Origin of the sequence: Acidovorax facilis (assembly GCF_050626955.1) — a bacterium.
Taxonomy (GTDB): Bacteria; Pseudomonadota; Gammaproteobacteria; order Burkholderiales; family Burkholderiaceae_C; genus Acidovorax; species Acidovorax facilis.
This window is the reverse complement of sequence record NZ_CP192460.1, coordinates 2,016,036-2,034,514: the sequence shown is the minus strand read 5'-3', so window position 1 is coordinate 2,034,514 and position 18,479 is coordinate 2,016,036. Positions and strand designations below refer to the sequence as shown.

Sequence of the window (18,479 nt, the reverse complement as noted above, 5' to 3'; positions counted from 1 at the left end):
GAGTTTTGCGGTTTTTGAGGGAGGTGCGCCCCCCGCTCGCCGCACCTCAGAGGCTGAGAGTTTTCGCGTGCAAGGCGGGCATGGATAAAAAACTCTCAGCCTCTCAGACCCAGGTGTCGTGGCAAGGCACATGGGCGGGGGCCAGGTTGATGTACTGCACCAGCCGGGGCTGCGTGCCCCGATTGGGGCTGGGGCCATGGGGCAGGGCCTGGTGCCAGATCACCAGATCGCCCGCGCCCGCGCCGATGGGTGTGGCACCCAGCGCATGCAGGTCTTGCTGGCGGGGCTCGACCCCAGCGGGTAGCTGGGCCAGCCAGTCGCCCACCCGGCGGTGAAAACCTGGCACCAGGGTAAGGGCACCTTGTTCGGGGGGCGTGTCGGTCAGGTACAGGATGCCCTGGGTGGCAAAGGGAATAGGCTGGTGCAGGCTCACATCCCAGTGCATGCCCTGGCCGCCGTAGGGGTAGCCGGGGCGTTCTGGAGGGTTGAAGCCACAGCGGTCGGTGCTGCGCCACAGGTCTGCCGTGCCCCACAGCTGCGCAAATGCCTTGTGGATGCGCAGGGAACGTCGGTTGACGTCGAATGCCGGGTGCTGAAACATCTGCACCATGGTGTTGCGCGGGGCGTGGGCGTACCACGACTCCACATCTGCCGGGTCGGCGCGCACGGCCTCCCACACCGCCTGTGCGGCGGCGGCGCAGTGCTCTGGCGTGGTGGCCTGGCGTACCACCACATAGCCATGCTCGTCCCAATGCGCCAGTTCGTCCGCATCCAGCACGGGCTCCATCGCATCGATCCGGGCCTGCAGCTGCAAGGCCGCTTCGGGCGCCGGGCCGCCATCCACAAGGGCTTGAATCCGCGCCACGGTGGCAGCATCGGGCGCGCCCGCCGTGCGCACGATCCAGTCCTCAAAGGCAGCGAACTCCGGGGCCTCGCGCAGCACGTATTGCATGGTCTGCTCCAGCCCCACACCCAGCGCGGCCAGCACGATCTGTGTGCGGTGGGCCTCCGCTTCGGCGCCCCTCAAACCCTGGCCCTGGCGTGCGGTCATCCAGCGTGACCAACAGCGTTTGAGGTGTGGGACCTGCAGGGCGCCCCTGTCCGCATCGGGCGGCAAGGAGCCAGACGCTGTTGGGGGCGTGGTGGTTGCGATCGGGGAGTGCATGGATGGAGCAAATCAAAAACGGTTCGGGGTCACAAGGCAGCGCCCGCGCCGAACCCTGCGCGCAGGCCTGCCGATTTTGCCGCGTGGCCCGCCATCACCGGGCTAGGGCCACATCGCCTGCAAGCCGCTGCGCCACCACATTGCGCACAGACGCCGGGGCGCTCTCCAGCAGGCTGGGCCATTCCGTTTTGGCCCGCGCCACCGTGTCGCGCAACAAGGCCAGGTGCCGGGGTACGCGCAGCAGCCCGGCCGATTTCATCAGGCCTTCCATGTCGTCCCAGGTCAGCGCCCGCAGGGTGTTGTCGATGGCGCGGTTCACGGCATATTGCTGGTCCGGCACGCCCTCAAAAAACGCGGCCACACACACCGGGTCGTACACCGGGGCCAGCTGCGGCACGCGGCCGTCGGGGTAGACCAGGGCCCAGTTTTTCAGGTGCGCGTCGGTGTTGCCCATCAGGATGAAGGCCACCATGCGCGCCAGAAACTCGCGCGTGTCCAGCACGGGCTGGCGGCTCAGGCGGTTGAGCACGCGCAGCATGGTGGCCCAATCCTGCAGCGCGCCCTTGCCATGGGTTTTGCCGTATTTCTGGCGCGGCGTGTAGCCCAGCACCTGGTTGAACTCTTCCATGTGCACGCGGGCGCCGCCGGGCAGGTGGTCAAAACGCTGCACGGCCAGAATTTCGTTGAAGGGCACGGCATCGGGCAGGTCGGCCTCGGCCCGGGTGATGACGCGCACATCGGCGCAATGCAGGCCCAGCGCCTTGCACAACTGGTAGCCGGTGAACTCGTTGGCCACCAGGTCGGGGTGGGCGGTGGTGGGCAGCTTCAAGATCACGCTGCCCGCCGCGCCCTTGCGATGCACCGTGTAGCGGCGGCCGTCCTGCACCGCGCTGAACTTGGTCACCACGCCGGGCAGCGATGCCGCGTCTTCCACCGGGTATTCCACAAACCCCGGCTCCAGCACATCGAGCCCCTGGGTCGTGTGCCAGTGCCGCACCACGTCCGGGATGCCGTCTTGCGCAGGCACGGGCTCCACCTCCAGCGCGCCCATCAGGTCGTGGCCTGCGGCGGCCAGCAGCTCGAACTCGTCATCGGGGCTACAGCCACGCTCGTGCGCAAGCCGCTCGCGGTTGTGGCCCTCGGGCAGCAGGTTCTGAAAATACACCGGCCAGCGCCCATCGGTGCGCACCAGCCGCGCATCCCGCGCCGACGCGAGGATCTGCTGCGTCGCGGCCTCGTCGGCACCCTGAAAGCTCAGCGACAGGGTGGGGCGCTGCGGGTTGCGGATGTAGCTCTCGTCAAACGACACGCGCAGGATGTCGCCGTATTGCGAGAGGTAGCCAATCGGCTCGCGACCGCCCGCCGCCCCGTCCGCCTTTGCCGGGCGGTGCAGGTACAGGCGCAGGTAGCGGATGGAGGTGCTCATGGAGTGTTGGCGGAATGGGTGCGCACGTGGTGACCGCTATTGGTCAGCGTCGCATGTCGTCCACCACGGATGGCGGGGCATCCACGCCCTCGGGCTGCCCCAGAAACTTGCCCCCCGACTGGATGAACGCCTCCAGGCTGGGCCGCAGGCTGCTGGGCACGGCAATGATGTCCATGCCCAGCACGCGGGCCATTTCAGCCAGGGTGGAATAGCGCGGGTCCAGGTCGCCGCCTTCGGTGCGCTGCACCGTCATGCGGCTAAGGCCTGCACGCTCGGCAAGCTGGGCCTGGGTCATCTGGTGGGCCTTGCGGGCGGCGGCAAGGGTAGGTACGAGGTCAGTAGGCATGATGCTATTTATACTCTTAATATTTAAAAAGAGTATAAATTTTATCTTTTCGCAAAGTTTTTTGACCCAACGGGGGCGAGAAGTGGCGGGTGTGCCGCTACAGGTCAGGCCGAGTCTGTGCCACTGTTCCGGCGGGACTGCCCGGAACGGGCGCATTGCAGCGGTTGCTGTCGGTGATGTCGGCCCTCTGAGTTCACGGTCTGGGCCACTCAGCGCTCATTCACGCGCATGGACATCTCGGACCCAGTGGCCTGGTTCAAAGTTCGGCTGACCTTGCCAGCCAGCCAGCCGGTACGTTCACCACGCCCGAACCTCTATTGACATCGGCCCATTCGGCGTGGACTTGCATGCAGCTCAATGAACCCGCAGCACCTCAAATTGCTGTCTGATTGAAGCGACCTGTATCGACACCTCGTCACCCTCGCATTTACCCAGCATGGCCCCGCCCAAAGGGGCCTCGCTGCTGATGACCTGAACGAGCTGTGCGCCGCTGACCAACTTCATGCTGCCCCCATCCGGGCCGAGGAAGAGCTGCTGCTGCTTGTCGTCAGAATCAACCAGGCAGACCAGCGCGCCGAGCTGGATACCTTTGCTGGCGTCGTAGGGGCGCGGGCGGAATTGGCGCCAATTGGCTATCGCCTGGCGGATGGCTTCGGCGCGCCGAGCTTGGCCGGTGGCCAGGTAGGCGGCTTCGAGTCCTAATGTGTCGTATTTGTTTTCGGCGATGTTTTCTTCGTGAGTGGCCGTTTCATGGGCCGCCCGCATTGCCTGTTCTGCTTGCAGCAGGTCTTCGGCGAGCCGTTCCAGCACCTGCTTCTGCAGCAAAAATTTATCCATGATGAAGGGTCGGCATCTCGAACAAGCGGGGGTAAGTCTTGATTGTGAAGGGCTCCACCAGCCCTCGACGCTCTTGTTGGCTGCCGTGACCTTCAGCTAAGTGCACGCTGCTACCGATGAGATCATTGATGGAGCCCATTGCCAGGTACGAAGGGATAGACTGAGCTATGCAAAGATCTCCCCTCAGCGTTGTTGCAGCCGTTCGTTGGTTGGCTTTGGCAATTTTTTGCTTCGGCATTGTCACTGTCGGCCAAATGCTGATTTTTTATCAGGTCACGCGTTGGGGGAGGTTTGTCTGTCCAGAAGGGTGGTGGCGTTCGTCGCCCGGACTATGTGCTTTTCCACCCGTATCAATTTCGATCTGGTCGATTAGCTACGCTGCAGTTTCGATACTTCTTGTTTGCACTGGCGTGTTGCTCGCGCCCTCACATAAGCTGAAAGCTTGCGCGACCATGCTGATCGCGTTGATGAGTTGGCAAGCCTACATCCTCATCGCCAAATCGTTTTCTTGGGTGGCTCTCGGGTCGCTGTGTGCAGTGGTTGGCATAGCAACATGCTTTGGCCTTGGCGCACTGGCTTCGCGTAGCCCATCATTGCGGCGAACGTACGCAAATATTCCCGCTCCTCAGTAGATCAAGCATCCGTTGCCGGTAGCCCTGGACGGCTCCTACTGGTCAATAGCCACAGTCGTTGCAACGGCCGCAACGGGCCCTGAGCAGACGGTGGGCACCATTTCCCTAAACAGTCATCTATTCACAATCCGGCTTGCTCACAGTTCGAGCGATGCTGTTGGAGATCCTATATCGCAGGTTTCTCGGTCTAATTTACGTTGGGGGGCTATCAAGGCCTCCGCGCTCTATAACGGTATTCACCTGGGTATTAATGCCACTCTCGAAGCCAATGACCAGCCCGCTAGCTCGCGCGGCGGTCCTCACCGCATTCTTCTTTGTCTCGCTGGGCGCCTTCCTGGACCTTGTTCAAGGGGGCCGCTTCGTTTTTTTCTACGGCGCTCAGTACACGCAAGCGGCGTTGGTGGCCTTTCTCTTCCTCCTCCCTGCCTGCGCCGGTCTGTTGCTCACCCAACCGCGTTTCACTGCCCATATGCAATGGCGCTATCCAACTCGTTGGGTGCGCTGGCTGTTCATCAACCCTCTCATCACTGTCATCACTGCAGGAGCCATAGTCGTTGCGCCTCGTGGCTGGCTCGCGGCAGGCACTTGGGCCTTCGGCACACCGCAAGCTCCTCTCGTCGCTAAGGTCATTTCGGTGGAACAGTTCAGAGCTCGCAAGGGGTGCGACCAGCATGCCACCCTCAGCCTCCTATCGGTTCAAGCAACTATCTGCCTCGCCGATCACTACGTCGGCGCCCCGCTCAGGACGGATCAGGAAGTTTTCGTTTCCGGGAAGGCCTCTTTTACTGGGTTTTTTATTGGCAACTTTGCAGCCAAATGAGTATCTTCCAGCGGCCGCCTAACGCCTCCACCAAGAGGACCAGTCGCGCTTACATGGTGGTGCGTTGAGTGTCCGCTCTTACTTGTCGCCACCGGCTGCTCCTGGCCGGACTCAGTCGGTCAAAGGACGGTTCGAGCCGACGCTCACCCATCACGTTGAAGCTGCTTGCGCATCAAGGCATTTGGGACGGTCACACCGCGAAGCATTGGTAGTCGTCGCTCTACGATATTAAACCCGTGGAGAGCAAAGAACGGCTCGGCAGTCTTGCTCACATCCGACGTCAGCTCGCTCAGTCCAAGAGACTTGGCTTCTTCATGGATACGAGCCATCAGCAGTGTGCCAATTCCCTGTCGCGGATGAGCGCCTGACACGAAAAAATGGTCGATGTAGCCGTGCGGCTGAACGTCCGCATAGCCAACGATTTCGCCGTCAAGCTCAACCAAGAAGGGGCGAATTTCTTGAACCTTATTTGCCCACAGGTCCATGTCAAGGTCCGCCGGTGCCCATGCACCAATTTGCTCAGGTGTGTAGTTGCGGCAGGCGACTTCATGGATTGCCGTGAAATACACACGGAACAACGCAGCTTCATCACCAAGCCGGAACCGACGAACTTCCATGAGAGTCTCCACTACATCACAAATTGACCACGAGTCTGTCACATATAGGTTGCATCGCGATCGACCGCTCTTGGCCGAAAGCCGCAAAGTAGCCACGCAACTAGTCTAAAAAGTCCTGTGGAATTTCCTTCTTGAAGGTGGCAATTGCCTCCTCAAGAAGTTCCAGTGAGACCTCTTGTTTGTGCAGGGTTACCTCACGGGTCATCTTTGTATCGTCGCGGAAAATCTCTAAAACTAGAGTTTCATCGACATAAAGTTCGATGCCAATTCCATCTCGATTTCGAACATCGCTGGCGACAACCCATTTTTTGTTTGCTATGTCAGCAGCTGGTCGATTCATATTTTGTACAGACAGGGTGTGAATGTCCGCAGTTGGCCGGAACCAGTCGTCCTCGTTATCTCAGACATTGCCGTCGCGACTGCTCGCGAGTGACATGCTGGGGCCTCCTGTCTCAAACTTTCGCCGTGAATGAGTGGGCCGCGTCACAGGACCAGTTGTCTCAGGATTCATTGGCCATGAACAGTCAAGAACCTGTCAAAAATAATAGCTGCTAGCGCTTGCTCAATAAGCGCTAGGGGCCCAAAACACCGAATATTTAGCCGTAGTATTCGCCTCGACTCACTGGGCACCACCTGACACCTAGTTGCTGGGTAGTGCGCCGGTTGGGCGTCGTTACCTGACCTACCCAGCTACCTCGCATCCTGCGGCTCTGGCAGCACCTGCGCCCGCTCCCCACAAAACCGCTGCGCCTCATCCCCCAACCAATCCCGCACCAGCTGCATCGCCGGGCTGGGGTGGGCGGTGGTCACAAACGAATACGCCGCCCGTGACAACACGCTACGCCCCAGCAGCGGAACCAAACGCCCGGCCTTCACGTCCTGCAGCACCAGCGCCGCGCGGCCCATGGCGATGCCTTGACCAGCCAGGGCGGCGCCCAGGGCCAGTTGCGACAGGTTGAACTGCTGGCCGCCTGCCCAGGGCGGGGGTGTGGTGCCCACCTGCGCAAACCAGTGTTGCCACTCTTCATAGGTGTCGGCGCCGTCCCAGGCGCTGCCGTCGTGCAGCAGCCAGTCGCCGTGCAGGTCTTGCGGCTGGGTGATGGGCGGGTGGCGGGCCAGGAACTCTGGGCTGGCCACGGGGATGAGCCATTCGTCCAGGAACACGGTGGCGTTCAGGTCGCGGTAGCCGCCCAGGTCAAAGCGCACGGCGGCCTCGATGCCGTCGCGCACCATGCGGGTGCGGTCCAGCGTGTGGAATTCGCCAAACACGCGCAGGCCGGTGTGCGGGTGCTGGCGAAAGAAGTCGCCCAAGCGGGGCGTGAGCCAGCTCATGGCAAACGAGGGTGAGCAACTCAAGGTGGCGGTGGCGGACTCGGGCGGCTGGCGCATTTGGGCCAGGGTGCTTTCGATGGCGTCAAAGCTCTCGCGCAGCACCACGGCCAGCCATTTGCCCTCGGGCGTGGGCACCAGCGCGCGCGGGGTCCGCAAGAAAAGCGGGCGGCGCAGCCAGTCTTCGAGTTGCTTGACCTGCTGGCTGACGGCGCCCTGGGTAATGCACAGCTCGGCCGCCGCCTTGGTAAAGCTGCCATGGCGGGCTGCTGCATCAAAACTGCGCAGCCAGGCCAGCAGGGAGGGGGAGAGGCGAATATCCATTATTAATACTAATGCTGCGCTCACTATAAATGGCTTGTGACGGCGGCGTGACCGGCGAAGAATGCAGTCAAGACTTCAACGACTGAATGAATCTGTATGACGCCTGCTGAACGAACGCCTGCTGTGGATGCGCTGCTGGCCACCCGCTTGCGCAATGCCCAGCCCGCGCTGTGGACCAACCCGGCCCGGCAGGCGCAACCCCCGGCTGCTTTGCAGGCGCTGGGGCAAAGCATTAGTCTGGATGATACGCAGGCCGCCGCCGACCGATTGGCCCGTTTTGCGGGCCTGCTGGCGCAGGTGTTCCCGGAGCTGGCTGCCACCGGGGGCGTAGTGGAGTCGCCTCTGCTGCCCGCCTCCGCGTTGCAACCTGCGCTCGGTTTGGCCGAGGGGCAGGGGCGCCTGTTCATCAAGGCCGATCACAGCCTGCCCGTGGCGGGCTCCATCAAGGCCCGGGGCGGCATGCACGAGGTGCTTGAGTTTGCCGAGCGGCTGGCGCTGGAGCATGGGCTGGTACAGCCCGGCGGGGATTACCGTGCGCTGGCCACTCCGGCAGCGCGCGAGGTGCTGGGCCGCTACCAGGTGGCGGTGGGCTCCACCGGCAACCTGGGGATGAGCATTGGCGTGGTGGCGTCGGCCCTGGGTTTCCAGGCCACGGTGCACATGTCGGCCGATGCGAAGGAGTGGAAGAAGGACCGCCTGCGCCAGCGCGGCGTGCAGGTGGTGGAGCACACCGGCGACTACGAACGCGCCGTGGCCGCAGGCCGTGCCGAGGCGGCCAGCAACCCGATGTGCCACTTTGTGGACGACGAGCAATCGTTCTCGCTGCTGCTGGGCTACAGCGCGGCGGCGCTGCATTTACAGAACCAATTGGTGGAGCAGGGCGTGGCGGTGGATGCCGAGCACCCGCTCATCGTGTACCTGCCTTGCGGGGTGGGTGGCGCGCCAGCGGGCATCGCGTTTGGCCTGCGGCAGTTGCTGGGGCCGCATGTGTTTTGTTTTTTTGCCGAGCCGGTGCAGTCGCCATGCTTCATGGTGCAGATGCTGGCCGACACCACACCAGGGATGGACGACCACCCCTCGGTGTACGACTGGGGTCTGACCAACCGCACCGAGGCAGATGGCCTGGCCGTGCCGCGTGCGTCGCTGCTGGCCGCGGAGCTGATGCAGCCGCTGCTGTCGGGCGTGTTTACCGTGGCCGATGACACCTTGTTTGCGCAGCTGGTGCTGGTGCTGGATGCCCTGGGCGAGCGCATCGAGCCCTCGGCTGCGGCAGGCTTCAGCGGCCCGGCCATGCTGACGGGCACTACCGCCGGGCAGGCCTGGCTGCGCAGCACGGGCATCGACGCGGTGCTGCACAACGCCACACACCTGGTGTGGACCACGGGCGGCCTGCTGGTGCCCGATGCGCAGTACCAGGGCTTTGTGCAGCGTGGGCGGGCCGTGCTCGCGGCACAAGGCTGATTGTTGTCATTCCCTGATTCGTCTATCCCCCAACCTTTGTCACCTTTGGAGAGCTCCCCATGAACCGCAAGCAACTGCTTTTGTCGTCCGCCATCCTCTGTGCTTTGGGGGGCGCTGCATGGGGCCCTGCCGTGGCGCAAGAGGCTACGTTCCCTTCCAAGCCCATCACGCTGGTGATTCCGTTCCCGCCCGGTGGAGCCACTGACGTGCTGGGTCGCCTCATTGGCAAGAAACTGGGCGACAAGCTGGGCCAGAGCGTGGTGATCGACAATCGCGCGGGGGCGGGCACCACCATCGGCGCGGCCTATGTGGCCAAGGCCGCGCCGGACGGCTACACGCTGCTGATGAGCTCGGGCACCACCTTCACAGTGAACCCCGCCGTGCGCGCCAAGCTGCCGTACGACCCGGTCAAGAGTTTTGAGCCCATTGGCATCGCAGGGCGCACCAGCCTGATCCTGCTGGCCAACAAGGACGTGCCGGTCAGCGACGTGAAGCAGTTTGTGACCATGGTGAAGGCCGCGCCCGACAAGTATTCGTATGGCTCGTATGGTGCCGGCACCACGTCGCAGTTTGCGGGCGAGATGTTCTTTCACGCGGCGGGCCTCAAGATCCAGCATGTGCCCTACAAGGGCAGCTCCCCCGCCATGGTGGACCTGATGGGCGGGCAGATTCCGTTCACGGTCGATACCGTGTCGGCCGCGCTGCCGCAGCTGAAAGACGGCAAGATCAAGGCGATTGCCGTGACGGCGGGCAAACGCTCGGCCCTGTTGCCCAAGGTGCCCACGCTGGCCGAAAGTGGCTACCCCGGCGTGGAGATGGACACCTGGCTGGCCATGGTGGCCCCACGCGGCTTGCCGCCCGCCGTCAAGGCTCGTCTGGAACTGACGCTGGCGCAGGTGGTGGCAGACCCCGAAACCCGCGACAAGCTGATCGCCGTGGGGTTTGAACCGACCTATGCTTCTGCCAAGGCGGTAAGCGAGCTGATCGACAAGGAACTGCCGCTGATGCGCGCCGTGGCGCAGCGGGCGGCCATTACGGCAGACTGATCGGGCCCCAAAAGGCTGAGAAAAAGAGGAGACACATTCGATATGACGACTTCACACAGCACCCTGGTCGAGCTGACCGCCAACGAACTGCGCTACCGCATCGGCACGCGGGAAGTCTCACCCGTCGAGCTGCTCGACGCTTGCATTGAGCGCATCGCGGCCGTCAACCCGCATGTGAACGCCATCACCGCCACCTGCTATGACCGCGCGCGCACCGAGGCCAAGGCGGCCGAGCAGGCGGTGTTGCGTGGCGAGCCGTTGGGTCTGCTGCATGGTCTGCCCATGGGCGTAAAGGACCTGGAGGCCACGGCCGGGCTGTTGACCACCTATGGCTCGGAGATCTACCGCAGCAACATCCCGGCGGAGGACAACGTGCTGGTGGTACGCCTGCGTGCGGCGGGTGCCATCGTCACCGGCAAGACCAACATCCCCGAGATGGGTGCAGGCGCCAATTCGCGCAATACCGTGTGGGGCGCCACGGGCAATCCGTTCAACCCCAATCTGAACGCCGGGGGCTCGTCGGGCGGATCGGCCGCTGCGCTGGCGTGCGACATGCTGCCGGTGTGCACGGGGTCGGACACGGGCGGGTCGCTGCGCATACCGGCGTCCATTTGCGGCGTGGTGGGCTTCCGGCCATCGCCTGGGGTGGTACCCAGCTCGCGCAAGCTGCTGGGCTGGACTCCTATTTCGGTGGTGGGGCCCATGGGCCGTACGGTGGAAGAGGCCTGCTTGCAGCTGGCCGCCACGGCGGGCATGTCGGCAGGCGACCCGCTGAGCTACCCGCTGGACCCGATGAGTTTTCTGTTGCCCGAAACGGTGGACCTGAGCCGCCTGCGGGTGGCCTATACCGAAGACTTCGGCGCCTGCGCGGTGGACAACGGCATTCGCACTGTGTTCCGCCAGAAGGTGCAGGCCATGAAGCACCTGTTTGCCAGCTGCGATGCCATCGACATCGACCTGGGTGACGTGCACCGCTGCTTTGACGTGCTGCGCGCCGAAGCCTTTGTGGCCAGCACGCGCGAAGCCTATGAGCGCGACCCCACCAGCCTGGGCCCCAACACCCGCGCCAACTACGAAATGGGCGCTGCGATGACCCTGCTGGACAGCGCCTGGGCGCAGGCCGAGCAGACGCGCATCCTGGCGCGGTTCCAGAAGTTGTATGAGCAGTACGACGTGATCCTGGCGCCCACCACGCCCGTGTCGCCTTTTGCGTGGACGCAGCTGTTCGCCAGCCACATCAACGGCGAGCCGCAGGCCAACTACTACCGATGGCTGGCGCTGACCTATGTGACCACGTTGACCACGCACCCAGCGCTCAGTTTGCCGTGCGGGCTGGATGACGTGGGGATGCCGTTTGGTTTGCAGATCGTGGGGCGCTTTCGCGCCGACCGCCACACGCTGGGCGTGGGCCATGCGCTGGAGCAGGCATTCAAGGGCATCGCCGGGCTGGCCCGCCCACGGCCTGACATCGCCAAGCTGATGCAAACAAACGCCGAGCCCGCGCTGACCTCCATCGTGACCGGCGCGCCCGATCCGCGTGATGCGCGCAGCCTGCCGCGTGATGACCGTGCCACCTCGGTGGCGCAAGTGTCAGCGGTGTAATTCGAGCCAGGAGACAAAACCATGCAATCAGCGGACACCATCGTCATTGGCGCGGGCATTGCAGGTGCCTCGGTGGCTTGGCAGTTGGTACAGGACAAAGCCGATGGGGAGGGCGCCAGCGTGCTGCTGCTGGAGCGCGAATCGCAGCCCGGTTACCACACCACCGGCCGCTCGGCTGCCCTGTACATGGCCACCTACGGCACGCCCAACATCCAGGCGCTGACGCGGGCGAGCCGTGCGTTTTACGATGCACCCCCGCCGGAGTTCGGGTCCGACCCCATCCTCTCGCCCCGTGGCGTGGTCTACGTGGCCGGGCCGGACCAGCTCGACATGCTGAAACAGGCCTATGCAGAAGCCCACGCCATCTCCCCCAATGTGGAATGGGTGGAGCAGGCCGCACTGCTGGCCCAGCTGCCGTGCCTGAAGCCCGAAGCCGTGGCCGCAGGCATGAGCGAGCCCGAGGCGGCCGACATCGATGTGCACGCGCTGCACCAGGGCTACCTGCGTGGCCTGCGCCAGCGCGGCGGCCAGGTGCTGACGAATGCGGAAGTCACGGCCCTGCAGCGCGTTGGCGATAGCTGGCAGGCGACCCTGGCCGATGGCCGGGTGCTGCAGGCCAAAACCATTGTGAATGCCGCAGGCGCCTGGGCTGACGTGGTAGCGGGCCTGGCAGGCGTGCCGCCCATCGGCCTGGAGCCGCGCCGCCGCACCGCCTTCACCTTTGCCGTGCCCGAGGGCATGGACGCCACGCACTGGCCTGCGGTGATCGGCATCGACGAGAGTTTTTACTTCAAGCCCGATGCGGGCCAGCTGCTGGGCTCGCCCGCCAACGCGGACCCTACGTACCCGCACGACGTGGTGCCCGAAGAACTGGACGTGGCCACGGGGATTTATCACATCGAGGAAAAAACCACCTTCCAGATCCGCCGCCCCTCCCACATCTGGGCGGGCCTGCGCTCGTTCGTGCCCGATGGCGACATGGTGATTGGCTGGGACAACCATGTGCCCGGCTTCTTCTGGTTGGCCGGGCAGGGTGGGTATGGGATTCAAAGCGCTGCAGGTGCCTCGCTGCTGGCCCGGCAGTTGTTGCGCGGCGAATCGCTGGCCGATGAGCTGGTGCGCGAGAAGGTGGATATGGCAGGGCTGTCGCCTGCGCGGCTGAGGTAGTTCCGCGCCCCTTGATTTGGGTGGCCGAGCGGCTCAGGCGAACGTGTTGACCTGGGTGCCCAGCGCGCCAGAAGTTGCCAGCGCAGGCTGGGGCATGGACTGCTGCATGGCGTCCAGCATCGTGGCGGCCGACACGGCCTGCATGTCCAGCGCCTTCTTCAAGACCACCATGTTCAGCGCGTCCGACGTCTTGGCACTGGCCAGCGCGGTGGCGGTGTTGACGATGCTGTTGGTGAGGGCGACGTCCATGGTGGTTCCTTGGGGTAATGGGTGGATATCGGTAATTTGGGAAGTGCGCTTGAGGGGTGTTACATCTCTGCCCTGTTAAGGATGACCTGCATAACCCTCGCGAGGCGGTGGTAGTGCGGATCGGGATGGGGCACAAGGCGTCTTTTTGCAGCGAATAGCCGCGCTATTGGCAAGAAAAGCAACGCAGTGGACCGCCCGAGACCGCGCTATCACAGACCGCAGGGAGTTGTGCAGGTCATCCTTAAGAGCCTGTTTACGATCTCCCAGGGGTCGCGTTGGAGCGCAATCGGGATGAGTGGATGCTTCGGGTGCGCCGCGTGGGCTCATGCCCATGCAAGCAGCCGAGGCGTTCAATCGCCCGATTTCGCTCCAACCCTTCGGGCAGCGGTCTTTGCGGGCGGTCTGCGGCGTGGCGGCGCTTGCCGATAGCCGAGCTATTGGCTGCGCACCGCGCCTTGCATACCATCCCGCAAAGACCGCTGCGCGACTCCTGGGAGATCGTAAACAGGCTCTAAGGCTCCTACTCCAGCGCCGCCACCCCAATGGCCGTGCACGTCGCCAAATCAGACTCGCGCCCCTGGGGCAATTGCCGTGCTGTATCCCGCAGCGCAGTGCGCAAGCCTTCTTCCAGCGTAGGGTGGTAGAACGGCATACCCAGCAGATCGTGCACGGTGAGTTTTTGCTGAATGGCCAGCGCGAGCAGGTGGGCCATGTGTTCGCCTTGTGGGGCGCACATTTCAGCGCCCAGCAGGCGGCCGGTGGCCTGGTCGGCGTGGATGCAGATGCGCCCGTGGTTTTGCTGCGCGGTGCGGGCGCGGCCCTGGTTGTCAAAGCTGGCTGTGCCGGTGACGGTGTGGGCGGGGTCCATGTCGGCAAAGCGCTGGCCCACGGTGGCGATGTTGGGGTCGCAGAACACGATGCCCAGCGGGGTGCGGCGCTGAAAGCGTGTGGGGGTGTCAGCCAGCGCGTTCATGCCCGCAATGTGGCCTTCGTCGGCGGCCTCGTGCAACAGGGGGGCATGGGTGTTTGCGTCTCCGGCCAGAAACACGGGCAAATCGCCTATTTGCTGGGTTTGTGGATTGACGGTGGGCATGCCGCGCGGGTCCAGGGGCACCCCCAGCGTCTCCAGGCCCAGGTACTGGATGTTGGGCACCCGGCCCATGGCCGCGATGACCTGGTCCACCACCACGCGGTTGTTGCCACTGGTGACTTCAATGCCGCCGGGTACTTCACGCAGCTGCGCTTCGGCCCCCATGTGCAGCACCATTTCCTGCTTGAGCAGCGCTGTCAGTTCGGCGTTGAGCACTGGGTCGCTCAGGCCCGCCAGCGTATCGCCCGTGGTGAATGCGGCCACCTGCAAGCCCAGCCGCGCAAGGGCTTGCGAAATCTCCACCCCAATGGGGCCCATGCCAATCACGGCAATGCGGGGGCCGAGGGCGCTTTGCTCGAACAAGGTGTCGGTGGTGAGCATGCGGTCGCCAAACGCGAGCCATTCTTCCGGCACGCTGGGGCGTGACCCGGTGGCGATGATGATGCTGCGGGTGGCGTAGGCGGTGCCGTCAATGTCCACCGAGTGGGGGCCCAGCAGGGTGGCGCGCCCCGACATATGTGCGCTGCCCAGTTCGCTGGTGGCTTTGAGGGCGCCGGCCACAAAGTCGTCGCGCAGATCGCGCACGCGCTGCAGCACGGCGGGCAGGTCGGCGGTCAGCGCGCTGGCGCCCCGCAGGCCGAATTCTTCAAACGTATGGCGGCGGTGGAAGGCGTTGGCCGCCTCGATCAGTGCCTTGGAGGGCATGCAACCCACGCGGGCGCAGGTGGTGCCCCAGGGGCCTTCGTTGACGATGAGGTAGCGTTCCGTGCGCTTGCGCACTTCGCGCAGGGCGGCCAGACCGGCGGTGCCTGCGCCGATGATGATGGTGTCGAGCGGTTGGCTCATAGCGTCTCCTTAGCAGCCCGGTAAAGCTCTGAGTGTGGCGGCCTGCCGCTACAGCGCTTGTAGGCGTAAAGGCATTTGTTCCGAGTCGGCGCCAGGTCCGGCTGGGCTGCCCCTAGGAGGGTGGGCGGCAGAAGGCATCGAAGCGAAACGCGCAAGACCGGTTTATCGCGCGTTGCAGCCGATGCTCCCTCTGCAGCCCACACTCCCAGCTCAGGCGTCGGGCTCGGTCCAGCCCACGCGGCCTTGGCCGCTGTTGTTGATGCGCAGCACAAAGGCGGCGGCCTGGGCCTCGGGCAAGCGCAACTGCAGCGTGACGAGCGTGCCGTGCTGCACGTTGATCAGCTCCGCACCCGCGGCCTCGATCTCGCGGCGCAGCAGCCCCTCCAGCGCATAGGGCACATGGCACTGCAGGGTTTTCATGCGTTGCAGCGTGACCTTGGGCGCGGTCAGCAGGGCCTGGGCAATGGTGTCGGTGTAGGCGCGCACCAGTCCGCCTGCGCCCAGCTTGACGCCACCAAAGTAGCGCACCACGGTGGCCAGCACGCCTTCCAGGTCCTGGTGGCGCAGCACGTCGAGCATGGGGCGGCCTGCCGTGCCACCAGGCTCGCCGTCGTCCACCGCCGCCGACTGTCCGCCCGCCAGCAGCGCCCAGCAGATGTGGGCGGCGCCGGGGTGCTGCTTCCACAGGGCATCCACCGTCGCCTGCGCACTGGCACGGTCGGCCATGGGTTGCACACAGCCGATGAAGCGGCTTTTCTTGATGATGATTTCGCTGTGCGCGGGCGCAGCCAGGGTCTGTGACATGGGGCGAAGAGTTTACGGCGTGGCGGATTCGGCCGATTTGTGGCGTGCACCGTGCCGTTTGTCGCGATAAGCGCGCCCTTCGTGACAAAACCGTGTTGTTTGTGCGTTCTGTCACACCTGCAAAAGGCGCTCGTTCCTACACTTGAGGCTTGTTGCTGTGGCCTAACCTGCTGCTACCGATTTGAAAGCACTCAGGCCATCAGAAAAGGAACTGCCATGTTTGCCGCACCATTTACCGCTCCCCTGCATGAAACCCTCGCCAGCCACGTTTTTGGTCGGTTGATGCCCCAGCGCGCGCAGCCAAGTGTGGCGGAGGCGGTCATGGCCCCAGTGCAGGCAGCACCCGTTGTGGAGGACGATGCGATCCCGGACTTGGCCCAGCGGGTGCGCGAAGTGGGGGAGTGGTAGCTGTCTCGCCTGCTGCCGGTGGTGGTATTGCCACCGCGTCATAAAAAAATGGTCCTGAGGGACCATTTTTTTATGGGGTGTTTTCAGAGCCCGATCAGCGCTTTGGCGATATGCCCTGCGATTCGGGGAGACTCCTTCAGCCTCCGTGTGCTGTAGCCATACCAGTCCTTGCCAAAGGGCACATAGATGCGCACGTTGAAGCCCATGTCCCGCAGTTTGTCGCGCAGGGGTTCGCACACGCCCAGCAGCATCTGAAATTCAAATTGGCTTCGATCGATGTCATCGCGGCGCGCCCGTTCGACGATGCGCGCGATCAATGCAGCATCGTGCGTGGCAATGCCGACGAAGCTACCTGCTTCGAAACAACGCTCAACATGCTTCAGGAAGTGTTCGTTGATGGCACTGCGGTCGTTCCAGGCCTCGTGCACGAGGTGCGAGCGATCCTCCACGTATATGCCTTTGCAGATGCGCAAGGTGCTGGCTTCGCGCAAGAGCGGCTCAATGTCCTGGTAGGTGCGCAGCAGATACGCCTGTAGTGCCAGGCCGACGTTGTCAAAGCCTTCCCGCAAGCATCCGAACAATTCGATTTCCTTTTGGGTACAGCGCGTGTCCTCCATATCCAGGCAAACGGAGTTCCGGTGGTGCTCTGCGGTGTCGAGAATGCTCAGGATGAGTTGTTCGCACTGCTGCGCATCCAGCAGCAGTCCGAGTGCGGAAGGCTTGATCGAAATGTTGGCCTGCAATCCCTGGGCGTGGACGGCGTGGAGCACTTCGATGTAGATGTTGGCAGTGGCCTGCGCCTGCTGCAGGGTCGAGATGGTTTCGCCCAGTACGTCGAGCGTCACGGAGAAGCCTTGCGCGTTGAGCTGTTGCACGCGCACGAGGGCTTCGGCGAGGGTGTCGCCTGCGATGTAGCGGCGAGAAATTTTGCGGATCAGTGCGCGGGGCACCCAAGGGATGGCGCGCGCCACCAGTGTGTCGAGAAGTTGCATGTCGGTATCCAGGATGAGAACTGACGCCTTTCGTCTTCCGAGCTCCGTCATGGCAACGGAGCACTTGAAAAAGACGAAAAAAGCAAAGCGCTGGCCCGGGCATGGGGCCAGCAAGGGCAGCGGTTGCCACCGTCTGTGCCAAAGGCGCAGTGGAGGCTCACGCTGCGGGCGTTCAGTACATCAATGGAGGCCAGGCGGCGCGTTGCATGCGTTCTTCTCTGGGTAGTTGTCGACGTGAGGTGCCAAGCCGGCGATGTTACAGCTTGAGCTCCCACGTCTCCCCCACCAGCTGCTGGCCAAAACCTTCGTACGGCTCTGACTTGACCAGCTTGAATCCGCGTTTGGCATAAATGCCCCGTGCAGCAGCCAGGCAGCTGTTGGTCCACAGCACCATCTTCTTGTAGCCCTTGGCCCGCGCAAAGGCGATGCACTCGTCAGTCAGGCGCGCACCCAGACCCAGCCCGCGCGCCTTGGGCGACAGGATCAGCATGCGCAGCTGGGCCGTGGTGGCCGATTTGCGCACCACAAACACGGCGCCTACACGTTCGCCGTCCAGCTCGGCCACCCAGCACCGCTCCCACGCTGGCTGGAACTTGCGCAAAAACTGCGCGGCGATGTCGGCCACCAGGGCTTCAAAGCGGCTGTCCCAGCCGTATTCGCGCCAGTAGATCTCGCCGTGCTGTTGCACCACCCAGCCGATATCGCCGGGAACTGGGTCGCGCAGCACGGCCATGCGCGTGGCCTTAGGCGCCGCGTTGGCGGGGTCCAGCAAGGCTTCGATGCGTTCCATGGCGTCCACCAGCTCCTGCTGGCGCGCGGGGGGCAGGGGGGTCAGCAGGGCTGCGGCCTCGTCGCGTGAGCGTTGTTGCAGCGGCTCGAACACCTCGCGCCCCGTGGGGGTGAGGGTGAGCATGCTCTGGCGGGCATCCTTGGCGCTGGCGCTGCGGGTGATCCAGCCGGATGCTTCAAAACGGCGCAGGATGCGGCTCAGGTAGCCGCCGTCCAGGCCCAGGTCGCGCGCCAGTTCGCTGGCAACGGGCGCCTCGCGGTGCGCCAGTTCGTACAGCACACGTACATCGGTGAGCGACAGGTTGCTGCCCAGATACGGGTCGAGCACGCCCACCCGCCGGGTAAAAAAGCGGTTGAAACGCCGCACTGCTTTCACGGCTGCGGAGGTGGGCTGGGATGTAGTGCTGGTCGTGGTCATGAATGCCTTAGTCATGCAATTGATTGACTTTGGCAAGTATATGCCTGATGTTCATCAAGACCTCCAACGCACAAGGGCAACGCGCAAGCAGCGACAAAAAGGGCTTGCCGC

At 63.8% G+C, this 18,479-nt stretch carries 18 protein-coding genes; 6 read left to right on the top strand and 12 right to left on the bottom strand.

What is annotated here, in order from left to right:
- Positions 1-103 precede the first annotated feature (103 nt).
- The 4 genes from ACQ4MJ_RS09175 to ACQ4MJ_RS09160 form a co-directional block, all read right to left on the bottom strand.
- Entirely contained in the window at positions 104-1,051 is a 948-nt protein-coding gene (locus ACQ4MJ_RS09175) for a phytanoyl-CoA dioxygenase family protein (protein ID WP_431152917.1), read from the bottom strand.
- Between the two features lie 208 nt (positions 1,052-1,259).
- Complete coding sequence (locus tag ACQ4MJ_RS09170; protein ID WP_431152918.1) at positions 1,260-2,591, bottom strand: type II toxin-antitoxin system HipA family toxin; 1,332 nt, start codon at positions 2,589-2,591, stop codon at positions 1,260-1,262.
- Between the two features lie 43 nt (positions 2,592-2,634).
- Positions 2,635-2,937, bottom strand: coding sequence for a helix-turn-helix transcriptional regulator (locus tag ACQ4MJ_RS09165; protein ID WP_431152919.1), 303 nt, complete (start codon positions 2,935-2,937; stop codon positions 2,635-2,637).
- Positions 2,938-3,291: 354 nt separating this feature from the next.
- Positions 3,292-3,774, bottom strand: a complete 483-nt coding sequence (locus tag ACQ4MJ_RS09160) for a GreA/GreB family elongation factor (protein ID WP_431152920.1) — start codon at positions 3,772-3,774, stop codon at positions 3,292-3,294.
- Between the two features lie 900 nt (positions 3,775-4,674).
- Here ACQ4MJ_RS09160 and ACQ4MJ_RS09155 point away from each other — a divergent pair.
- Positions 4,675-5,226, top strand: a complete 552-nt coding sequence (locus ACQ4MJ_RS09155; protein WP_431152485.1) for a hypothetical protein — start codon at positions 4,675-4,677, stop codon at positions 5,224-5,226.
- Between the two features lie 143 nt (positions 5,227-5,369).
- On the opposite strand, the gene ACQ4MJ_RS09150 is transcribed toward ACQ4MJ_RS09155, so the two are convergent.
- From ACQ4MJ_RS09150 to ACQ4MJ_RS09140, 3 genes are all read right to left on the bottom strand, one after another.
- Positions 5,370-5,843: a GNAT family N-acetyltransferase gene (locus ACQ4MJ_RS09150; RefSeq protein ID WP_431152921.1), complete on the bottom strand. Its 474-nt coding sequence runs from the start codon at positions 5,841-5,843 to the stop codon at positions 5,370-5,372.
- Between the two features lie 100 nt (positions 5,844-5,943).
- Positions 5,944-6,183: a hypothetical protein gene (locus ACQ4MJ_RS09145; RefSeq protein WP_306556239.1), complete on the bottom strand. Its 240-nt coding sequence runs from the start codon at positions 6,181-6,183 to the stop codon at positions 5,944-5,946.
- 350 nt (positions 6,184-6,533) lie between these two features.
- A complete protein-coding gene (locus ACQ4MJ_RS09140; RefSeq protein WP_431152922.1) occupies positions 6,534-7,496 on the bottom strand; it encodes a LysR substrate-binding domain-containing protein in 963 nt (320 codons plus the stop codon).
- Between the two features lie 96 nt (positions 7,497-7,592).
- On the opposite strand from ACQ4MJ_RS09140, the gene ACQ4MJ_RS09135 reads away from it, so the two are divergent.
- Genes ACQ4MJ_RS09135 through ACQ4MJ_RS09120 form a run of 4 tightly spaced genes read left to right on the top strand, consistent with a single transcriptional unit; the run spans position 7,593 to position 12,772 of the window.
- The gene (locus ACQ4MJ_RS09135) at positions 7,593-8,957 is read left to right on the top strand and encodes a D-serine ammonia-lyase (RefSeq protein WP_431152923.1); all 1,365 of its coding nucleotides are present in this window, start codon (positions 7,593-7,595) and stop codon (positions 8,955-8,957) included.
- 59 nt (positions 8,958-9,016) lie between these two features.
- A complete protein-coding gene (locus tag ACQ4MJ_RS09130) occupies positions 9,017-10,003 on the top strand; it encodes a Bug family tripartite tricarboxylate transporter substrate binding protein (RefSeq protein WP_431152924.1) in 987 nt (328 codons plus the stop codon).
- 42 nt (positions 10,004-10,045) lie between these two features.
- Positions 10,046-11,605 carry an amidase gene (locus ACQ4MJ_RS09125; RefSeq protein ID WP_431152925.1) on the top strand — a complete coding sequence of 520 codons (1,560 nt, stop codon included), beginning with the start codon at positions 10,046-10,048 and terminating at the stop codon, positions 11,603-11,605.
- A gap of 21 nt (positions 11,606-11,626) precedes the next feature.
- A complete protein-coding gene (locus ACQ4MJ_RS09120) occupies positions 11,627-12,772 on the top strand; it encodes an NAD(P)/FAD-dependent oxidoreductase (protein WP_431152926.1) in 1,146 nt (381 codons plus the stop codon).
- A gap of 33 nt (positions 12,773-12,805) precedes the next feature.
- Here the strand turns inward: ACQ4MJ_RS09120 and ACQ4MJ_RS09115 are convergent, their stop codons facing one another.
- From ACQ4MJ_RS09115 to ACQ4MJ_RS09105, 3 genes are all read right to left on the bottom strand, one after another.
- Positions 12,806-13,021, bottom strand: coding sequence for a putative motility protein (locus tag ACQ4MJ_RS09115; protein WP_431152927.1), 216 nt, complete (start codon positions 13,019-13,021; stop codon positions 12,806-12,808).
- Between the two features lie 520 nt (positions 13,022-13,541).
- Positions 13,542-14,957, bottom strand: a complete 1,416-nt coding sequence (locus ACQ4MJ_RS09110; protein WP_228895201.1) for a dihydrolipoyl dehydrogenase — start codon at positions 14,955-14,957, stop codon at positions 13,542-13,544.
- A 210-nt stretch (positions 14,958-15,167) separates the two neighbouring features.
- Positions 15,168-15,761 carry an IMPACT family protein gene (locus ACQ4MJ_RS09105; protein WP_121506494.1) on the bottom strand — a complete coding sequence of 198 codons (594 nt, stop codon included), beginning with the start codon at positions 15,759-15,761 and terminating at the stop codon, positions 15,168-15,170.
- A gap of 216 nt (positions 15,762-15,977) precedes the next feature.
- Between ACQ4MJ_RS09105 and ACQ4MJ_RS09100 the strand changes: the two genes are divergently transcribed.
- The gene (locus tag ACQ4MJ_RS09100; RefSeq protein WP_218301018.1) at positions 15,978-16,169 is read left to right on the top strand and encodes a hypothetical protein; all 192 of its coding nucleotides are present in this window, start codon (positions 15,978-15,980) and stop codon (positions 16,167-16,169) included.
- Positions 16,170-16,252: 83 nt separating this feature from the next.
- On the opposite strand, the gene ACQ4MJ_RS09095 is transcribed toward ACQ4MJ_RS09100, so the two are convergent.
- Together ACQ4MJ_RS09095 and ACQ4MJ_RS09090 are read right to left on the bottom strand one after the other, a co-directional pair.
- Positions 16,253-17,275 (bottom strand): proline dehydrogenase family protein, encoded by a 1,023-nt coding sequence (locus ACQ4MJ_RS09095; protein WP_431152928.1) that lies wholly within the window; start codon positions 17,273-17,275, stop codon positions 16,253-16,255.
- A gap of 142 nt (positions 17,276-17,417) precedes the next feature.
- The gene (locus tag ACQ4MJ_RS09090) at positions 17,418-18,368 is read right to left on the bottom strand and encodes a bifunctional helix-turn-helix transcriptional regulator/GNAT family N-acetyltransferase (RefSeq protein ID WP_431152929.1); all 951 of its coding nucleotides are present in this window, start codon (positions 18,366-18,368) and stop codon (positions 17,418-17,420) included.
- Positions 18,369-18,479 lie beyond the last annotated feature (111 nt).